This window comes from Flavobacterium sp. 245, from assembly GCF_004362055.1.
In the GTDB taxonomy this organism is placed as follows: domain Bacteria; phylum Bacteroidota; class Bacteroidia; order Flavobacteriales; family Flavobacteriaceae; genus Flavobacterium.
Genome location: NZ_SNXB01000006.1, coordinates 257125 through 271667, shown reverse-complemented (window position 1 = coordinate 271667; position 14543 = coordinate 257125). Strand labels below are relative to the sequence as shown.

The 14543-nt window shown below is 31.2% G+C and carries 18 protein-coding genes; 16 read left to right on the top strand and 2 right to left on the bottom strand.

What is annotated here, in order from left to right; genetic code table 11:
- Window positions 1-69: 69 nt before the first annotated feature.
- A complete protein-coding gene (gene rlmH, locus EV145_RS14130) occupies window positions 70-543 on the top strand; it encodes a 23S rRNA (pseudouridine(1915)-N(3))-methyltransferase RlmH (RefSeq protein WP_026982293.1) in 474 nt (157 codons plus the stop codon).
- 63 nt (window positions 544-606) lie between these two features.
- On the opposite strand, the gene EV145_RS14125 is transcribed toward rlmH, so the two are convergent.
- Entirely contained in the window at window positions 607-1257 is a 651-nt protein-coding gene (locus EV145_RS14125) for a hypothetical protein (RefSeq protein WP_133525845.1), read from the bottom strand.
- A gap of 34 nt (window positions 1258-1291) precedes the next feature.
- Window positions 1292-2116, bottom strand: coding sequence for a dihydropteroate synthase (folP, locus tag EV145_RS14120; RefSeq protein ID WP_133525844.1), 825 nt, complete (start codon window positions 2114-2116; stop codon window positions 1292-1294).
- Window positions 2117-2368: 252 nt separating this feature from the next.
- On the opposite strand from folP, the gene EV145_RS14115 reads away from it, so the two are divergent.
- The 15 genes from EV145_RS14115 (at window position 2369) to kdsA (ending at window position 14543) form a co-directional block, all read left to right on the top strand.
- Window positions 2369-2908 carry a DUF1599 domain-containing protein gene (locus tag EV145_RS14115; RefSeq protein WP_133525843.1) on the top strand — a complete coding sequence of 180 codons (540 nt, stop codon included), beginning with the start codon at window positions 2369-2371 and terminating at the stop codon, window positions 2906-2908.
- Window positions 2909-2985: 77 nt separating this feature from the next.
- Window positions 2986-4107, top strand: coding sequence for a BT_3928 family protein (locus EV145_RS14110; RefSeq protein ID WP_133525842.1), 1122 nt, complete (start codon window positions 2986-2988; stop codon window positions 4105-4107).
- A gap of 88 nt (window positions 4108-4195) precedes the next feature.
- Entirely contained in the window at window positions 4196-5266 is a 1071-nt protein-coding gene (locus EV145_RS14105) for a hypothetical protein (protein WP_133525841.1), read from the top strand.
- Window positions 5267-5512: 246 nt separating this feature from the next.
- On the top strand, window positions 5513-6172 hold the full coding sequence (locus tag EV145_RS14095; RefSeq protein WP_133525840.1) for an alpha/beta hydrolase: 660 nt from the start codon (window positions 5513-5515) through the stop codon (window positions 6170-6172).
- A 327-nt stretch (window positions 6173-6499) separates the two neighbouring features.
- Complete coding sequence (locus EV145_RS14090) at window positions 6500-7000, top strand: TlpA family protein disulfide reductase (protein ID WP_133525839.1); 501 nt, start codon at window positions 6500-6502, stop codon at window positions 6998-7000.
- 50 nt (window positions 7001-7050) lie between these two features.
- Window positions 7051-7803, top strand: coding sequence for a triose-phosphate isomerase (gene tpiA, locus EV145_RS14085; protein WP_133525838.1), 753 nt, complete (start codon window positions 7051-7053; stop codon window positions 7801-7803).
- A 198-nt stretch (window positions 7804-8001) separates the two neighbouring features.
- The gene (gene prmA / locus EV145_RS14080) at window positions 8002-8835 is read left to right on the top strand and encodes a 50S ribosomal protein L11 methyltransferase (RefSeq protein ID WP_133525837.1); all 834 of its coding nucleotides are present in this window, start codon (window positions 8002-8004) and stop codon (window positions 8833-8835) included.
- 34 nt (window positions 8836-8869) lie between these two features.
- A complete protein-coding gene (locus EV145_RS14075; protein WP_133525836.1) occupies window positions 8870-9145 on the top strand; it encodes an ATP-dependent Clp protease adaptor ClpS in 276 nt (91 codons plus the stop codon).
- A 64-nt stretch (window positions 9146-9209) separates the two neighbouring features.
- On the top strand, window positions 9210-10493 hold the full coding sequence (locus tag EV145_RS14070) for a sterol desaturase family protein (RefSeq protein WP_133525835.1): 1284 nt from the start codon (window positions 9210-9212) through the stop codon (window positions 10491-10493).
- Window positions 10490-11164: a lysoplasmalogenase gene (locus tag EV145_RS14065; protein ID WP_133525834.1), complete on the top strand. Its 675-nt coding sequence runs from the start codon at window positions 10490-10492 to the stop codon at window positions 11162-11164. The genes EV145_RS14070 and EV145_RS14065 overlap by 4 nt, the downstream gene beginning before the upstream one ends.
- A 90-nt stretch (window positions 11165-11254) precedes the next feature.
- Complete coding sequence (locus EV145_RS14060) at window positions 11255-11710, top strand: 2-dehydro-3-deoxyphosphooctonate aldolase (RefSeq protein WP_133525833.1); 456 nt, start codon at window positions 11255-11257, stop codon at window positions 11708-11710.
- Between the two features lie 33 nt (window positions 11711-11743).
- Window positions 11744-12076 (top strand): hypothetical protein, encoded by a 333-nt coding sequence (locus EV145_RS14055; RefSeq protein ID WP_133525832.1) that lies wholly within the window; start codon window positions 11744-11746, stop codon window positions 12074-12076.
- A 4-nt stretch (window positions 12077-12080) separates the two neighbouring features.
- Window positions 12081-12530 (top strand): hypothetical protein, encoded by a 450-nt coding sequence (locus EV145_RS22540; RefSeq protein WP_133525831.1) that lies wholly within the window; start codon window positions 12081-12083, stop codon window positions 12528-12530.
- Window positions 12531-12656: 126 nt separating this feature from the next.
- Window positions 12657-13451: an arylamine N-acetyltransferase family protein gene (locus tag EV145_RS14045; RefSeq protein WP_133525830.1), complete on the top strand. Its 795-nt coding sequence runs from the start codon at window positions 12657-12659 to the stop codon at window positions 13449-13451.
- Between the two features lie 273 nt (window positions 13452-13724).
- Window positions 13725-14543 carry a 3-deoxy-8-phosphooctulonate synthase gene (gene kdsA / locus EV145_RS14040; protein WP_133525829.1) on the top strand — a complete coding sequence of 273 codons (819 nt, stop codon included), beginning with the start codon at window positions 13725-13727 and terminating at the stop codon, window positions 14541-14543.

Here is a 14543-nt window from a genome sequence, read left to right as displayed (position 1 = left end):
ATTTTAAATGATTTTTAAACCTTTGAGAATCTGTGTAATCTGTGTAATCTGTCGTAAAAAAACAATACAATGAACATCAAACTTATCGCCATTGGCAAAACCGATAATAAATCGCTTCAAACTTTGATTGACGATTATACCAAACGTTTGTCGTTTTATATCAAATTTGATTTGGAGATTATTCCCGATATCAAAAACGTAAAAAACTTATCTGAAAGCCAACAAAAGGAAAAAGAAGGCGAATTGATTCTGTCAAAACTTTCTCCAACAGATCAACTGATTCTATTGGATGAAAATGGAAAAAACTTCTCAAGCGTTGGTTTTTCTGAAGAATTACAAAAGAAGATGAACTCAGGAATCAAAACTTTGGTTTTTGTAATTGGCGGTCCTTACGGATTTTCAGACACGGTTTACAGCAAAGCACAGGGGAAAATTTCGCTTTCGCTAATGACGTTTTCACATCAAATGGTTCGTTTATTTTTTATTGAACAATTGTATCGCGGATTTACGATTTTACGAAATGAACCTTATCATCATCAATAGAGTTTAACCGTTTAATTGGTTAATCGTTGATTTGATTATTTGTCATTTTTTTTTGTAAAATTGTTAATAGATATATTCTTTTTCGTCATTTATAAAAACGAATGGAATCTTTTTATCAATTATCGTTTTGACCAAGATTTTACATTGAATATAATCTCCGTAAAGCATCTTTTTATCGTATGAAAATATAATTTCAGCTTTTGGATTTATTACCAAACTATCTAAAAAAGGTTTCAAATTATTTTTAGGAAAATCATAGGTTTTTCTGCCTCTATATTCTATCATTCCATTTTTTCTGAAATACAATTGGCTGGTATTTTTACTGATATTTTCTATTTTATAATACACTTTCGTGAAAGGCAGAAAAGCTAAATTCTTCCCGATGGAATCTGCATAAGAATAATAATTTTGGGCGTTTTCGTTTTTGTGCGCGCTGTCACCACGCTTTTTCTCCTGCAATTTCATTACTTCCGGTATTACCAATTTTAAAGGCAAACGTTTGTCAATATTGAAAATCCAATTGGTTGAGATGATGCTGTTTTTTCTGTTTACTTCACCGATGGTGTCTTTTCCATCCGTTTTGAAAAAGATGTAAATTGGCGAATGATCCTGAACGTCTTTTACAATAGTTATGTTTGCTTTTGGAAGTAAAACGTCTTTTTTTTCTCCACAAGAAAAAAGAAGAAAAGTAATAATTAGAGTAAAGTATTTCATATTTTATTTGTTTTTAAAAAGACAAACCATGCGATTATAAATTCATTTTATTAAACAAAGTCACACATTCCACCGCCTCTTTTACATCGTGAACGCGCAAAATTTTTGCTCCTTTTGTCAACGCAATTGTATTTAAAACCGTTGTTCCATTTAAAGCTTCTTGCGCTGAATTTCCAAGCGTTTTATAAATCATCGATTTTCTTGAAACTCCGGCTAAAACTGGTAATTCTAATAAATTAAAAAGTTCCATTTTTTGCAAAACTTCATAATTCTGGTCGGTTGTTTTAGCAAATCCGAAACCTGGATCCAGAATCAAATCATTTATTCCGAGGCTTCTCGCCTTTTTCACTTTTTCAGAAAAATAGAAAAGTATTTCTTTTACAATATCATCATATTGCGTCAAACTCTGCATGGTTTGTGGATTCCCGCGCATGTGCATCATGATATACGGAACATTGTATTTGGCAATAACATCAAACATTTTATCGTCTAATTCTCCTGCTGCAATATCATTTATAATCGCTGCGCCGCTTTCTATACTCGCTTTTGCAACTTCGGCTCTAAAGGTATCAATTGACAATAAAGCTTTAGGAAAATGCTTCAAAATCAATTCAATGGCAGGAACTATCCGGTCGATTTCTTCTTGTTCGGTAACAAATTCGGCACTTGGTTTACTTGAGTAAGCTCCAATATCAATAAATGTTGCGCCTTCAGAAAGCATTTTATCAACCTGCGAAATAATTTCGTCTTCATTTTTATATTTTCCTCCGTCAAAAAAGGAATTTGGCGTTACATTCAAAATTCCCATAACTTTAGGAATTGATAAATCTATAAGTTCGCCTTTGCAGTTAATCAACATTTTGTTTCAAGTTTTATTTGTTTCAAGTTTCAAGTTAGTCAAGATTGCGTAAGTTCGAGAACTTGACCCGAGGCTGAAAGCCGAACTGGCGAAGCAAACCTGAAACCTGAAACGTAAAACATAATTTTTACTTTCAAGTTACACCGTTAACACTTTGTTTAGAAAAAACTTGAAACAAAGAAAACCTGAAACTTGAAACTCTTTAATTTAATCCTTATTTTTGAAGAAATTTTAGCAAATATACAGCAATAAATGAAGAATACTTCCCTTGAATTTGATAATGTAATCACGGTTTGCCGAACCTTGTTTATCAATAAAATGAAAGATTACGGCAGTGCGTGGAGAATTTTAAGACTCCCATCATTGACTGATCAAATTTTCATAAAAGCGCAACGAATCAGAAGTTTACAAGAAAATGACGTCCGTAAAGTGGATGAAGATGAAAAAGGAGAATTCATCGGAATCATCAATTATTCTATTATGGCTTTGATTCAATTAGAATTAGGCGTTGTTGATCAGCCTGATTTGGATGTTGAAAAAGCAACCGAATTATATGATGCTAAAGTAAAGTTAACCAAGGAATTAATGGAAGCCAAAAATCACGATTATGGTGAAGCGTGGCGTGATATGCGTGTGAGTTCTTTGACAGATTTGATTCTGCAAAAATTGCTTCGCGTTAAGCAAATTGAAGACAACAAAGGCGCAACTTTAGTTTCTGAAGGAATCGATGCTAATTATCAAGACATGATTAATTATGCTGTTTTTGCCTTAATTCTAAATCCTATTAAATAAAAACAAGCCACAAATTTCACGAATTTTCACAAATTAATTCGTGGAAATTCTTGGCAAAAAATCCCAAATAAATTCCCATGAAAAACATCATTACTCAATTTTCCCGATTATTTGTCGGTGTTTTATTTATCATTTCCGGATTAATCAAACTAAATGATCCTGTTGGTTTCTCTTATAAATTGGCCGAATATTTTAGCGAACCAGTATTTAACATGCCTTTTTTAGAGCCATTGGCTTTAGGGTTAGCCATCTTTTTGGTAATTTTAGAAGTAGTTTTGGGCGTGATGTTATTGGTTGGTTATAAATCAAAATTAACCATTTGGGCATTATTATTATTAATTGTTTTCTTCACATTCCTTACCTTCTACTCTGCTTATTTTGATGTCGTAAAAGATTGTGGATGTTTTGGTGATGCTTTACATTTAACGCCTTGGCAATCCTTTACAAAAGATATTGTTTTACTTTTCTTTATTATAATTTTATTCATCAATAAAAAATTGGTAAAACCTTTATTTTCGAAAATGGTTACCAATATACTTACATTAATCAGCATTGTTTTATGCGTTTTTATGGCGGTTTGGGTTTTAAATCATAATCCGATAAAAGATTTTCGTCCATACAAAGTGGGAACTAATATCGAAAAAGGAATGGAAATTCCGGAAGGCGCTCCAAAATCAGTAGTTGAAATGATTTTCATTTACAAAGTAAACGGAGTTGATAAAGAATTTACCGAAAAAGATTTGATGAATATCCCAGAAGGCGCAACTTTTGTTGACCGAAAAGACAAAGTGATTACTGAAGGTTACGTACCGCCTATTCATGATTTTACCATGACAAAAGACGATTCTGATTATAAAGCAGAATTATTGCAAGAACCCAAATTACTGGTTTTTGTAACTTATGACCTGGCTTTATCTAATCCTGAAGGAATGAAAAAATTAGCAAAAGTGAGTGCCGACGCAAAAGCAAAAGGTTACAAAGTTGTTGCTATGACAGCATCTGGAGCTGATGAAATTACAAAAGCTAAAAAACAATATAATCTTGATATTGACTTTTATTTCTGTGATGCAACAGCTTTAAAAACGATTGAAAGAGCAAACCCAAGCATTGTGGTAATACATAAAGGAACTATTGTTCAAAAAGTGCATTATAACGATGTTGATGATTTAAAATTATCTGATGTTGCTTACGGTATCTAAAAGCTTGAACAAATAATTTACAGAACGCCAATATTCTTTTTTAGAGTTATTGGCGTTTTTTTGAATAAACAATTAACCAATAAGAAACATGATTTCAATACCAAAAAATGAATCAACTATCAAGTTTTCTAAAATTCTTTATTTTTTTTTATTTATATTCTTTGTGGTTCTTTATGCCATTTGTGATTCTAATTTTTACGAAACTGATGGCATGCATTTGATTCCTCTTCACATCCTGGCATTAATCTCAGGTATTATTTTCGAAAGCAAAAGAATCACAAAAACATGGACAACAGCTGCTGTAATAGCTATTATTTCTTTTATTTCTACTTTTTGTTTAGGTCTTTATTTATATCACATCTCGCCTAATTCAAAATTTGATTTGACGCAAATTTTAAATCTAAGTATTTTAGCTTGGCCTATTGTTTTCTTTATTTTATATGTTGCTTTTTCACTAATATTTAACAAGAGAAGAATTGCTCCTCAATTAACAGAAGGCATAACCTTAATACTTTCGATATCCATGATTTATTGGGTTATAGATAATGGTTTGATAAGATTTGATAATATCATCTTACGAACATTTATTATTATTGTAATTTTACTTTCCTTATTTTCTTTTTATAATGCTTTTAGTAAAGCTTATTTATCTGATACTAAAAAACTAATCCTAAGCATCTGGAGTTCGATAATCATGATGTTTTTTGCTATCGATAATTTATCTGGATTTTTTCATAATGGAAATGCTGTAAGCACTAATGAATTAATACAAGCAACTTATATTGCAATTCAATATTTTCTGTTAGGTATTTCAAGTATTTACATGATTCAGAATTTTATGATGCTTATTGGTTTTCTGCCAAGTTGGAAAATATTCTTCTTTATAGAGTATTCTGATACAATAAGAGAACTCAAAAATCAACACATCGATCGATATTCAGATACACAAGTAAGCAAATCAGACTCTAAGTTCTGTATTCTTTTTGTTAGTACTATTTTCTTTTTAAATTATTATTTTGAAATCGTTCCCAGATCATTTATAATCTGGCTAATTTTTGTAACATTCCCATTTCTTTTAATGACGTATCATCATTTTCTAAAAAAGAAAAAACAACCTTATTTTCTATTTTTGCGACGCAACAGCTTTAAAAACGATTGAAAAAGCAAATTCGAGTATTGTGGTTTTTACTAAAAGAAACTATTGTTCAAAAAGTGCATTATAACGATGTTGATCATTTAAAATTATCTGATGTTGCTTACGGTATTTAAAAAACCAACGACTTAAATAGTATAAACGCCAATATTTTTCTTTAAATATTGGCGTTTATTTTTATAAGAAAATTATTAAATTCCTTTATTGTTTAATTATATTTGGTTCTAGAATTATCCGAAACAAACCTTATCCATGAAACAATTACCAAAGTTCTTTGCTGCTCATTTACTACTTATGTTTTTCAGTATTCTTGCTTCTGCTCAAGATAACAAAGACCAGCGATATATCTTTTTTCTCCACAATGCTTTTGTAGAACAGAACCCTTTAAATGTGGCACATCCTGAATATGGAAAAGCAGAATACAATGAAATTTTAGCTTCATTTAGAAAAGACAATTTTGTTGTCTATAGTGAAATAAGAAGTAAAAACACTAATGCCGCTGAGTATGCAAAAAAAATTGTCAAACAAATAAAAGCATTATTAAAAAAAGGTGTTCCTCCAAGTAAAATTACTGTAATTGGAACATCAAAGGGAGGATATATTGCACAATATACATCTACTTACTTAGCTAATCCTGATGTGAATTTTGTTTTTATCGGATGTTTTAGAGATGTTGATATTGAGCAGGCTCCAGAAATCAATTTTTGTGGAAACATTCTGACCATTTATGAAAAATCAGATATCTATGGCGTTTCGGCAATCAAAAGAAAAGAAACTTCAAAACTAAAAATAAATCATTTTAAAGAAATTGAATTAAACACTAATCTTAAGCATGGCTTTTTATATAAAGCTTCGGACTTGTGGATTGCTCCGAGTAAAAAATGGGCAAATGAGAATTATGATTTGAATTAAAGATTCTCAAATTAAAAACATAAAAAGCTTTCAATATTTAAAATTTATTGAAAGCTTTTTTCGTTGAAATCTGACGTTTTTTTACTTTAAAAATTAGCCTTCAAACTAAAAATTCAATCCATTCTCTCCTTAAAAAATACGCATTCAAAAAAATAAAGGTTTTTTTGTATCTACTATTACGATTTCATTCTGTTTTTCGTAACCAAAATTTAACGAATTGTTACAAAACAAACGACTCTTCAAATTTTGTTAATCTCCATTTGGCATTCAATTTGTTTGTTTAACTTTGTGAATTCAGTACTTAATAAAAATAATTTAAAATATAATATGAAACAGTTAGCCTTAATTGTTATAGCATTTATTACATTTTCATGTTCTCAAGCACAGAAAAAAGAATTTTCAAAAGAAGCTTTATCTGAAAAATTATTAGCAACAGACGACAGTCAAGTTGCATTCAAAAGCATTTTAAAAAAATATAAAGGAAAAACTTTAGTTATCGAAGTTTGGGCTTCATGGTGTGGTGACTGTGTAAAAGCAATGCCAAAAGTAAAAGAACTTCAAGCAAATAATCCTGATGTTTCTTATTTATTTATTTCTGCTGATAAAACAGCTGATAAATGGAAAGCGGGAATTGAAAAACACGAGTTAAAAGGCGATCATTATATGATGAATGACGGAATGAAAGGTCTTTTTGGAAAAGCGATCGATTTAGACTGGATTCCACGTTACATCATCGTTGATAAAAAAGGAAATATAGTGCTTTACCGTGCTATTGAAACTGATTTTGATAAAATCAATGAAGCTTTAAAAGGTTTAAAACAAGCTTAAAAAATTACCGAAAAAAACAAAAAATTAAAAGAATAATAAAAACTACCAAAATGAGAAAAAAGATTGTTGCAGGAAACTGGAAAATGCATAAAAACGCAGCACAGACTGAAGAATTATTAAGCGAATTAATCACTAAAATACCTGCACAAACAACTGCACAAGTTATTGTAGCGCCTACATTTGTAAATTTACAAGCAGCTGTTGCAAAAGTAAAAAACACAACTATTGGAGTTGCTGCTCAAAACGTTCACCAAGCTGAAGGCGGTGCTTTTACAGGAGAAATTTCTGCAGATATGCTAACAAGTATTGGTGTTAATACTGTAATTCTAGGTCACTCTGAGCGCAGAGCTATTTTTCACGAAACTGATGCATTAATCGCTAACAAAGTTGATACAGCTTTGAAACATGACATGACTGTTATTTTCTGTTTTGGAGAAGAATTAAAAGACCGTCAATCTGGAAATCACTTCAACATTGTTGAAAACCAATTGCGTGACGGATTATTCCATATTGCGAAAGAATCTTGGTCTAAAGTTGTTTTAGCTTATGAGCCAGTTTGGGCTATTGGAACTGGAGAAACTGCTTCGCCAGAACAAGCTCAGGAAATGCACGAATTTATCAGAGAAACGATTCGTAAAGCTTTTGGAGCTGAAATCGCTGATGAAGTTTCAATTTTATACGGTGGTTCTGTAAAACCAGACAATGCTAAAGAAATCTTCTCTAAACCAGATGTAGACGGTGGTTTAATTGGAGGTGCAGCTTTAAAAGCTGATGACTTTTTAGCTATTGTAACAGCAATTTAAAAAATTATTTTGCCGCAGATTGCACAGATTTTCACAGATTTTTTTTAATCATTTTAATCTGTAGCTTAAATTAAATACAAAGCGATACTTAACGGTATCGCTTTTTTTATGTTTTAAAATATTCTTAAATTATCAATGTTCTTCTAGATTTATAATTTACTTCTCCTTTCTATTCTTACCTTTGCAAAAAAATCATTTATGTCGAATATATATTTAGGTTATCATTTTACGATTGAACCGAAAGAACCAGGATCAGAAATTTTAATTGCAGAATTAGGCGAAAAAGCGTTTGAGACTTTTACAGAATCAGAAACCGGAATTTCAGCTTATGTGAAAAAAGATTTATGGGATGAAAATATTCTGGATGACATTTATATTTTACAGTCTGAAGAATTTAAAATTGAATATACCATTGAAGAAATCGATCAGGTAAACTGGAATGAAGAATGGGAAAAGAATTTTGAACCAATTGACGTTGACGGAAAATGCCACGTTCGCGCTCCTTTTCACCCAAAAACGGATGCCGAATTTGATATTTTAATTGAACCAAAAATGAGTTTTGGAACCGGACATCATGAAACAACACATATGATGATTCAACATTTATTAGATATGGATGTTAAAGGTTTAAAAACCCTTGATATGGGTTGCGGAACTGCTATTTTGGCTATTTTAGCTGAAATGAAAGGGGCCGAACCAATTGATGCAATCGATATTGACAACTGGTGTTATTTGAATTCGATTGAAAATGCTGAGCGCAATAATTGCAAACATATTACCGTTTACGAAGGCGATGCCGCCTTATTAGCTGGTAAAAAATACGATTTGATTATTGCTAACATCAACAGAAATATTCTTTTAAATGATATGCAGGCTTATGTTGATTCTTTAAACCCAAAAGGGATTATATTATTCAGCGGTTTTTATGAAGAAGATATTCCGTTTATCGATGCTTCATGCGTTGAAAAAGGATTGACATATGTTAAAAAGCTACAGCGAAACAATTGGGTTTCATTAAAATACGTAAATTAGTTATAAGTAATTACCAGTACAAAAACTAGACAAGATGAGTACTAAAGAAAAAGTAAGAGAAAAAGTTCGCGAAAAGGAAGCAACAGTTTTCAATAACGAAATTATTGTTTATAATGACGATGTAAACACTTTTGACCACGTAATTGATACTTTAATGCGTGTTTGCAGCCATACTGCAGAACAGGCAGAACAATGTTCCTTGATTGTACACTACAACGGTAAATGCACCGTAAAAACAGGTCCGCTTGACAAGCTAAAACCGCAATGCATTCAACTTTTAGAAGCTGGATTAAGCGCAGAAATCGTTTAATTGCAAATAATTTAAAAAGCATTCTATTTTATTTTATATTTGAATAAAATAGAATGCTTTTTTTATGGAAGAATATGGAAAAATACTAATTATTGCCATGCCGGTTTTTTTAACTTTAATCATAATTGAAAAGTTATACGGCATATATAAAAAAAACGATACTGCCCCTTTAATAGACAGCGTATCGAGTATTAGTTCCGGAATTACCAATTCAGTTAAAGATGTTTTGGGCTTAAGTATTACTTTTCTTTCATATGAATGGCTGGTTTCAAAAATTGCTTTACAGCATTTAGAACCAAGCGTCCTCTCCTATTTCATTGCCTTTTTTGTTATTGATTTTTATGGTTATTGGAGCCATCGCTTAGCGCATCAAATCAATTTTCTTTGGAACAAACATGCTATTCATCACAGCAGTGAAGAATTTAATTTGGCCTGTGCGCTTCGTCAACCAATTGCAAGTTTAGTCAATCTTTTTACTTTTTTATTAATTCCTGCTGCGCTTCTTGGTGTTCCAGCTTCTGTAATCGCAATCACATTGCCACTTCATTTGTTTTTACAGTTTTGGTATCATACCAAACACATCAAAAAAATGGGGATTCTGGAGCATATTATTGTAACGCCTTCGCATCATCGTGTGCATCATGCCATAAACCCAGAATATTTAGATAAAAACCATTCTCAGATTTTTATTTTCTGGGATAAGCTTTTTGGAACTTTTCAGGCCGAATTAGATGATGTTCCTCCTGTTTTTGGCATTACAAGACCGGCAAATACTTGGAATCCTGTAAAAATTAATTTTCAGCATTTAACTTTATTGATAAAAGATGCCTGGCGCGCCGAAAATTGGAAAGATAAACTTACTATCTGGTTTAAACCAACGGGCTGGCGTCCAGAAAACTTCGAAGAAAAATATCCGGTAAACAAAATTGAAAATGTTTTTGCTTTTGACAAGTACGGAACACAAAACTCTCAAAAGCTTATTTATTGGTCTTTGACGCAAATGCTAATCACTCTTTTGTTTGTGAGCTATTTATTTGACAATATTGCTAAAATTGGTCTTCCAAATATCTTTGTATACGGATTTTTTATTCTGATAACGATTTACAGTTACACCGAATTGATGGATAAAAATAAATATGCTATTTTTTGGGAAGGATTGCGTTTTGCAGTTTTCAGTGGCATCATATTGTATTACGGAGACTGGTTTGGTTTAAATACTATTTTTCCAGCAGGAAATTACATCATTTCAGCCTATTTGGCTTTATCGTTTTTAACCACAATTTATTTTGTTACTATAGATTTTAAAAGATCCATGACCCAAACTGCTAATTTACTTAACCATTTATGAGAAACGCAACCTATTTTAAAATTTATAGCGCTTTCAGCATCGTTTATCTTCTTATTTTATTTTTAGGCTACGAAAATTTAGATTTATTTTTAAAGCCATTATTGATTCCGTTATTGAGTTTTGGAATCTACTTTTACCGAAATTTTCCAACAAAAAACATCCTGCTTCTTGCTTTGCTGTTTTCATGGGTTGGCGATGTTATTTTGCTTTTTACAGATTTAGGTGAAATCTATTTTATTTTAGGATTAGTTTCGTTCCTTATCTCGCATATTACGTACTGCGTTTTATTCAACAAACAAAATAAAGGCGAAATCAAAAGAAATCTAGTTCTTTTCGGAATTGGAAGTGTTTTTATTGCATTATATTTAATCGGAATGCTTTCTGTTTTACTGCCTTCTTTAGGCGATTTAAAAATTCCGGTAATGGTATATGCAACAGTCATTTCAATAATGCTTTTGTTTGCATATAACGGCTATTTAATATGGGCAAAACCAGGAAATTTATACGTTTTTTCAGGGGCAATTGTATTTGTGATTTCAGATAGTATTTTGGCCGTAAACAAATTCTATACGCCAGTTGAAAAAAGTTCTTTTTTTATTATGCTGACGTATCTTGTGGCACAATATCTGATTGTAATTGGCATATTGAAACTAAATCCAAAAAAGGCATAATAGATTCCTTAACTTTAGAATCATTTATATGATAGCTATTAGAAGTGACCGAAAAACCTTTTAAATTTGCATGACCAAATAACATAAACCATGAAAAAAACACTCTTTTTTTTAATTTTAATAATTACTGCATCATCTTGCATGAGTACAAAGTCGACATTGAAAAATGTAGATGACAATGCTCCTGATTTAATTTTGAAGAAAGACAATACGTTTGCCATTACGCTTTTTTCCAAAGACAAAAAATATGGCTATCACCCTGATTATCCAGTAAATATTTTTTACAGAAATACCAAAGACGAAACGCTTAACGAAACTCGTTTTTTAAACGCTCTTACTGGTCCAAACGGAGAAAAAATCACTTATAAACGCTTAGAAACTTGCTGTCCTTTTCCAACAAAAAGAAGTGATATGGGAGCAGGCTTTTTAAATGTTTATGAATTAACTTGGGAAGGACAAAAGAAACCTGTCACACTTTATTTGAATGTTTATGAAAAAGGAATTTTAATGGTTCCGATGGGATTGGGATTAAAGAAAGAGTATTAAATTAATTTACAGTTCAAAATTTACGAACATAATATGTTAGGAACAACACCGCTGATTTTAATCGTTTTGCCTTTATTGTTTCAGTTAACATTTGGAACCTTGGCAATTTTCAAGCCTCTTTTATTGAAGTTCAAAACTGTATTTATAATAAATATAATTCTGCAAATTACATTTTCGATTCTTTCATTTTATATTGCCACTCAGAATTTTTCAAAATATCTAGAACAATATCCTAATTCAAACAGATGCGGAATGGCATTTGTTGGCCTTGCTACACTCATTATACTTTTAGCTGGTGCTCTATTTACCGTTATTTTTATTCAATATTTCATAAAAAAATCAAAAGATAGGAAAGTCAAAATCTAATTTTATGATTAAAACTAAAACTTCATTTTTAACTTTTGCCATTTTATGTTTAATTGTTTTTCCGTACCACATTGCTGTTTTCTTCATCAATTCTGATGCTTTATTTTCAATTATTCCCGGCTGGCACACCACAATTGTTCCTGGTCAAATTGTTTCAAATTTAATTAAGTTTTTAATTCTCCTAATAGTTACAATCTGCTATTGGAAACTCTCACAAATACAGTACGAAATCAACTTCAAAAAGTTTTTGATTCATCTTTTGTTAACCATTCCCGCAATTTTTGTTGGAAGATTTAGTCTTTATGAATTAATTAGCCCTGACTCCATCAAACCTAAAGACTTCATAAATTGTATTCAGATTATTGTTCTCTTGAATATTTTCATTTCCATTTTATTTTTTCTCGGACAAACCCTTTTTTTGAGGTTTTACTACCAAAGTAAAAAATTTGCTTAATTTTTTTTTAATCAATTACGAAGATTTTCTTGCTGCTTTAGAATTTGTAACTTTACATAAACTCAATAATGAGTTTTTTATGAATTTGAGTTTCAAGATGAAATGAAACTAATAAAATAAGTTGCAATGAAACAATCAAAAAATCAATATAAAATTGAAGCGCCAAGTTTCAATTTACAGCAGTATTTAAAAAGAATCAAATTTTCAGGAGAAGTTGAATTAAATTTTGCAGGCATCAAAAAATTAATGCAGTCGCAATTATTTACTGTTCCGTTTGAAAATATTGATGTTCAGGCTGGGAAAATTATTTCTCTCGCTGGTGATGATATTGTAGATCAAATTATCAATAAAAATCGTGGTGGTTACTGCTATCAGATTAATGGAATATTTTCTTTGGCACTTCAAGAAATCGGAATTCCGCATTATTATATTGCGGCGCGACCAATGGTCAATCCGGGAGAAAATGCTAAAACTCATTTCGGAATTATTGCAACTATCGAAAACGAAGATTATCTAATTGATTTAGGTTTTGGCGGAAATAGTATTCGGGAGCCTTTAAAAATGAGTGAAATTGGAAAAGAAATAAAGCATGATTCTGACACATTTACTTTAGTCAAAACTGAAGATGACGAATATTTGCTTCAAATTTTAGTTGGAAAAGAATGGTCAAATTTGTACTCTTTCAATCTCACACCTCAAAGATGGATCGATTTTAAACCTGCGAATTATTACAATTACTCGCATCCTGATTCGTTTTTTGTTCAGAATTTAATTGTTGTTTTACCAAATCAACTGGGTAAAAAAATATTATTTAAAAATTCAGTGAAGTCAATAATTAATGGTAAAACCAAAATTGCTTCATTTGACGATGAAGACTTGAAAACTATTCTTGAAACGGAGTTTAATTTCAAAGATTTATAAAACTGAAATAGTAAGAAATCTAAAATTAACTTAAATTTTCTTAATTCGACTAAAGTTATAGCCCTGATAGAAGTGAAAATCATTTTGCTCTAAAACTTATTTTTTCCTGGCTGGGCAGAGCGACCGGAGGAAGCTCCTGAACAGACTTTGGAAAAAAATGTTTTAGAGAAAAATATTGAAACGGATAGCAGGATTAGCTTCATAAAATAATCTTAAATCTTCATCAGCTATTCATAAATCATAACTACCTTTGCACTGTCAAAAAATCATATTATGAACATACAACATATTCCACAAATTAAGCATACTGACAGCGGAAATTTCTTTTTATTAGCGGGACCTTGCGCTATTGAAGGAGAAGAAATGGCTCTTAGAATTGCTGAAAAATTAGTTGGTATTACCGACAATCTTCAGATTCCTTATGTATTTAAAGGATCTTTTAAAAAAGCTAATCGTTCTAGAATTGACAGTTTTTCTGGAATTGGCGACGAAAAAGCTTTAAAAATTTTAAGAAAAGTTTCAGAGACTTTTCACGTTCCAACTGTTACTGATATTCACACAAACGAGGATGCTGACATGGCAGCTCAATATGTTGATGTTTTACAGATTCCTGCATTTTTAGTTCGTCAGACAGATCTTGTTGTGGCTGCTGCTAATACTGGAAAAGTAGTAAATTTGAAAAAAGGACAATTTATGAGTCCGGAAAGCATGAAACATGCGGTTCAGAAAGTTTTAGACTGTAATAATGAAAATGTTATGGTTACTGATCGCGGGACTATGTTTGGTTACCAAGACATGATTGTTGATTTTAGAGGAATTCCTACTATGCAGCAGTATGCGTCTACGGTTTTAGATGTAACGCACTCTTTGCAACAGCCAAATCAAACTGCAGGTGTAACTGGAGGAAGACCAGATATGATTGAAACAGTTGCTAAAGCTGGTATTGCTGTTGGTGTTGATGGTATTTTTATCGAAACTCACTTCGATCCTGCAAATGCAAAAAGTGATGGCGCTAATATGCTTCATTTAGACTATTTTGAAGGCTTGATGACAAAATTAGTTGCTATTAGAAAAACGATTAATTCATTCTAA

Coding starts and splice junctions, on each gene's coding strand:
- EV145_RS14095 (WP_133525840.1), top strand. CDS start 5,513: ATGAAACAATTACCAAAGTTCTTTGCTGCTCATTTACTACTTATGTTT.
- EV145_RS14110 (WP_133525842.1), top strand. CDS start 2,986: ATGAAAAACATCATTACTCAATTTTCCCGATTATTTGTCGGTGTTTTA.
- EV145_RS14075 (WP_133525836.1), top strand. CDS start 8,870: ATGAGTACTAAAGAAAAAGTAAGAGAAAAAGTTCGCGAAAAGGAAGCA.
- EV145_RS14065 (WP_133525834.1), top strand. CDS start 10,490: ATGAGAAACGCAACCTATTTTAAAATTTATAGCGCTTTCAGCATCGTT.
- EV145_RS14090 (WP_133525839.1), top strand. CDS start 6,500: ATGAAACAGTTAGCCTTAATTGTTATAGCATTTATTACATTTTCATGT.
- EV145_RS14070 (WP_133525835.1), top strand. CDS start 9,210: ATGGAAGAATATGGAAAAATACTAATTATTGCCATGCCGGTTTTTTTA.
- rlmH (WP_026982293.1), top strand. CDS start 70: ATGAACATCAAACTTATCGCCATTGGCAAAACCGATAATAAATCGCTT.
- EV145_RS14125 (WP_133525845.1), bottom strand. CDS start 1,257: ATGAAATACTTTACTCTAATTATTACTTTTCTTCTTTTTTCTTGTGGA.
- EV145_RS14105 (WP_133525841.1), top strand. CDS start 4,196: ATGATTTCAATACCAAAAAATGAATCAACTATCAAGTTTTCTAAAATT.
- tpiA (WP_133525838.1), top strand. CDS start 7,051: ATGAGAAAAAAGATTGTTGCAGGAAACTGGAAAATGCATAAAAACGCA.
- folP (WP_133525844.1), bottom strand. CDS start 2,116: ATGTTGATTAACTGCAAAGGCGAACTTATAGATTTATCAATTCCTAAA.
- EV145_RS22540 (WP_133525831.1), top strand. CDS start 12,081: ATGATTAAAACTAAAACTTCATTTTTAACTTTTGCCATTTTATGTTTA.
- EV145_RS14045 (WP_133525830.1), top strand. CDS start 12,657: ATGAAACAATCAAAAAATCAATATAAAATTGAAGCGCCAAGTTTCAAT.
- EV145_RS14055 (WP_133525832.1), top strand. CDS start 11,744: ATGTTAGGAACAACACCGCTGATTTTAATCGTTTTGCCTTTATTGTTT.
- prmA (WP_133525837.1), top strand. CDS start 8,002: ATGTCGAATATATATTTAGGTTATCATTTTACGATTGAACCGAAAGAA.
- EV145_RS14115 (WP_133525843.1), top strand. CDS start 2,369: ATGAAGAATACTTCCCTTGAATTTGATAATGTAATCACGGTTTGCCGA.
- EV145_RS14060 (WP_133525833.1), top strand. CDS start 11,255: ATGAAAAAAACACTCTTTTTTTTAATTTTAATAATTACTGCATCATCT.
- kdsA (WP_133525829.1), top strand. CDS start 13,725: ATGAACATACAACATATTCCACAAATTAAGCATACTGACAGCGGAAAT.